1 protein-coding gene is annotated in these 4,072 nt (G+C 73.6%); it reads right to left on the minus strand.

The genetic code is table 11. The features are described from left to right. Positions 1 to 4,072 (minus strand): SDR family NAD(P)-dependent oxidoreductase (locus ACFPQ9_RS21560; protein WP_380855422.1); only part of this gene is annotated, 4,072 nt, incomplete at both ends.

The following is a 4,072-nucleotide window of genomic DNA, read 5'->3' on the forward strand; positions in this document are numbered from 1 at the left end:
AACGCCTCCCACGACACCTCCAACAACAACCGCTGCTGCGGATCCATCGCCAACGCCTCCCGCGGCGAAATCCCGAACAACCCCGCATCAAAATCCGCCACACCCGACACAAAACCACCGGAATTCACATACGACGTCCCGGCATGCTCGGGGTCGGGGTGATAGACGCGCTCGATGTCCCAGCCACGGTCATCGGGGAACGAGGTCACACCGTCACGACCGGCGGCGAGCATCTCCCACAACTCCTCCGGCGACGACACACCACCCGGGAAACGACAGGCCATCCCCACGATCGCTACGGCATCGTCGTCGAGGGCGTCTCCCGTGCCGGTGCCCTCAGAGGTGTCCCGGGATGCGATGTCGGTGTCGGCGCCGGGGAGTTGGGCGCGGATGTGGGCCGCGAGGGCGGCGGGGGTCGGGTGGTCGTAGACGAGGGTGGCGGGCAGGCGCAGGCCGGTCGCGGCGCCGAGGCGGTTGCGTAGTTCCACCGAGGTGAGGGAGTCGAAGCCGAGGTCGTTGAAGGGGCGGTCGGCGGCGATCGCGGCGCCGGAGCTGTGCCCGAGGACATCGGCGACCGTGGACCGTACGTGGGCGAGGACGACGCGTTCCCGTTCCGCGGGCGGACGGCCGTGCAGGGCGGTCGCTAGTTCACCGCCGCCTGCCGTGGGCCGCTCGGGGCCGTGGGCGGTGCGGGCGTCCTGCTGTGCGGGGGCGGTGAGTTCGCGCAGGAATTGGCCCTGGCGGGCGTAGGCGGTGGTCTCGGCGAAGCGGGCCCAGTCGGCGTCGAGGACGGTCGCGCAGGTGCGGTCGCCGTCGAGGATGCGTCCCAGTGCGTCGAGGGCGGTGTCGGGGGTGAGCGGCCGGATGCCGAGCCGGGCCAGGTGTGTGGTGACGACCGGGTCGGCGGCCATGCCGTCGCCGGCCCAGGGCCCCCAGGCGACGGACGTGGCCGGCAGTCCCACCGCACGACGGTGCTGGGCGAGCGCGTCGAGGTGGGCGTTGGCGGCGGCGTAGGCGGCCTGACCGGCATTGCCGGTGACGCCGGCCGTGGACGAGAACAGCACGAAGGAGTCGAGGTCGCGGTCGGCGGTCAGTTCGTGCAGGTGCTGGGCGGCGTCGGCCTTGGCGGCGAGGACGCGGGCGAGCCGTTCGGGGGTGAGGTCGGCGGCGAGGCCGTCGTCGAGGATGCCCGCCGCGTGGACGACGACGGTGGGCGGGTGAGCGTCCAGGAGGCCGGCGAGGGCGGTGCGGTCGGCGACGTCGCAGGCGGCGAGCGTGACGTCGACTCCGCGGTCGCACAGCTCGTCGCGCACCTCCTGGGCGCCGGGGGCGTCGGCGCCGCGCCGCGAGACCAGGACGACATGGTCGACGCCCTGGTCGACGAGCCAGTGGGCGATGTGCCGGCCGAGCGCGCCGGTGCCTCCGGTGACGAGGGCGGTGCCGTGGAAGCGGGCGCCGCGCGGTCGGCCGCCCGAGGTGGCCGCGGACTGCCCGCCCGCTCCGCTGTCGCGGACGAGGCGGGCCGCGAGCACTCCGGTGGGGCGCAGGGCGAGTTGGTCCTCGTCGCCGGGAGCGGCCAGCAGGTGCGCGAGGCGCTGCGCCTCGTCGGCGTCGGGGTGCGTGGGGAGGTCGATGAGACCGCCCCAGCGGTCGGGCTGTTCGAGGGCGAGCGTGCGTCCCAGGCCCCATACGGCGGCTTCCTCGGGCCGGGTCGGGGTGTCACCGGCGCCCACCGACTGCGCGGACCGGGTGGCACACCAGAGGCGGGTGGCCGGGGCGCTGTCGGAAAGGGCCTGCCACAGGGCGAGCACGGCCGCCGGCGACGGCACCAGGGCGAGGGCATGGGTGGGCTCGTGGCCGGTGGCGCGGATGCGGTCCACGAGGTCGGCCCGGGTGTCAGCGGCGGCGACCGGGATCAGGTCGACTTCGGCGCCGGCCCGGCGCAGGGCTGCCGCGATGTCCGCGACGGCCCGGTCCGCCGGGTCGGCCGTGGCCACCAGCCAGCGGCCCGCGAGGGCGGCCGGGCCGGTGGCGAGTCGGGCGGGCCGCCACCGCACGCGATAGCGGCGGGCCGCCTGCTCCAGGTCCCGACGGCCCTGCCGGCGCCAGGCGGACAGCGCGGGGACGAGGGTGTCCAGGGCATGGACGCCGGAGACACCCAGCCGCTCGGCGAGCGTGTCGACCTCGCCCCGCTCCACCAGATCCCAGAAGCGGGCCTCGACACCGTCGGCGCCGGCCTCCGTGCCACGCTCAGTGACGGCGTGGTCGGGCAGCCAGTACCGCTCGCGGTGGAACGCGTACGTGGGCAGGTCCACCCGCCGCGCGCCCGTCCCCTCGAACAGCGCGGACCAACGGACGCCGGCACCACGGACGTACATCTCGGCGACGGCCGTCAGGACGGCCCGCGGCTCCGGCTGTCCGGTACGCAGGGTGGCCGCCGCGGCGGTGTGTCCGGCCTCCCGGGCGAGCGCGGTGAGGACGGGGTCGGGTCCGATCTCCAGGAGCCGGACCGCTCCCTGGGGGCCGGTGACGGTGGTGAGCGCGTCGTGGAACCGTACGGGCCTGCGGACCTGTTCGATCCAGTACGTCGGGGTGGTCCAGTCCCCGCCGCCCAGCGCCTCGCCGGTGAGGGTGCTGACAGCCGGCAGGGTCGGCGTGCGGTAGGTGACACCTGCCGCCACCGTGGTGAACTCGGCCAGCATCGGGTCCATCAGGGGTGAGTGGAAGGCGTGGCTGACGCGCAGTCGCTTCGTACGGCACCCACGGTCGTGGAACCGGACGAGCACTGCCTCCACGGCTTCTTCCGTGCCGGAGACCACGACGGACCGCGGCCCGTTCACCGCGGCGACCGCCACGTCCCCGTCGAGGACTCCTCCGACTTCTGCCTCCGTGGCCTCGATCGCGGCCATGGCACCGCCCTCGGGCAGCGCCTGCATCAGCCGCGCACGCGCCGCCACCAGCCGTACCGCATCAGGGAGTTCGAAGACCCCCGCCGCGTACGCCGCCGCGAACTCGCCGACCGAATGGCCCAGGACGGAATCCGGTCGCATTCCCCAGGAGCGGAGCAGCGCGACAAGGGCCACTTGCAAGGCGAAGAGGGCGGGCTGGGCGTGGCCGGTGCGGGCCAGGGTTTCCGGATCGCCGGTGAACATGATGTCGCGCAGGGGGAGGAGGCGGCCGGGTTCGTCCGCGCCGAGTTCGGTGTCCAGCAGCTCGCAGACCTCGTCCAGGGCTCGGCGGAACTCCGGGAACGCGTCGTGGAGTTCACGCCCCATGCCAGGACGCTGGCTGCCCTGCCCGGTGAACACCCATGCCGTACGGCCCTTGAGTGTGTGCCCGGTGACGACCGCCGGGTGCGGTTCCCCGTCGGCGAGGGCACGGACGCCGTCGCGCAGTTCATCGAGGCCGGGACCGAGGACCACGGCGCGGTGGGTGAGGACGGCGCGGGTGGTGGCCAGGGAGTGGCCGAGGTCGGTGGTGGAGGCCGGGTGGGCGGTGAGGTGTGTGGCGAGGCGTTCGGCCTGGGCGCGAAGGCTGTCGGGGTCGCGTCCCGCCAACAGCCAGGGAGTGGTGGAGAGTTGAGTCGACGCCTCGTCAGTCCTGTCGGCGGGAGCTTCTTCGAGGATGACGTGGGCGTTGGTCCCGCTGATCCCGAACGCCGACACACCGGCCCGCCTCGGCCGCTCACCACGCGGCCACACCCGCGACTCCGTCAACAGCCGGACCTGCCCCGCCTCCCAGTCCACATGCGAGGACGGCCGATCCACATGCAACGTCGCGGGCAGCGCCTCCCGCTGCATCGCCAGCACCAACTTGATGACACCGGCCACACCCGCCGCTGCCTGCGTATGCCCCAGGTTCGACTTCACCGACCCCAGCCACAACGGCCCATCAGTACGTTCCTGGCCGTAGATGGAAAGCAGGGCCTGTGCCTCGATCGGATCCCCCAACGCGGTCCCCGTGCCATGCGCCTCCACCACATCCACATCCGCGGCCCGCACACCGGCATTCCGCAACGCCTGGCGGATGACGCGTTGCTGGGACGGGCCGTTCGGTGCGGTCAGCCCGTTCG

The sequence above is a fragment of the Streptomyces coerulescens genome (assembly GCF_042657965.1).
GTDB lineage: Bacteria > Actinomycetota > Actinomycetes > Streptomycetales > Streptomycetaceae > Streptomyces > Streptomyces coerulescens.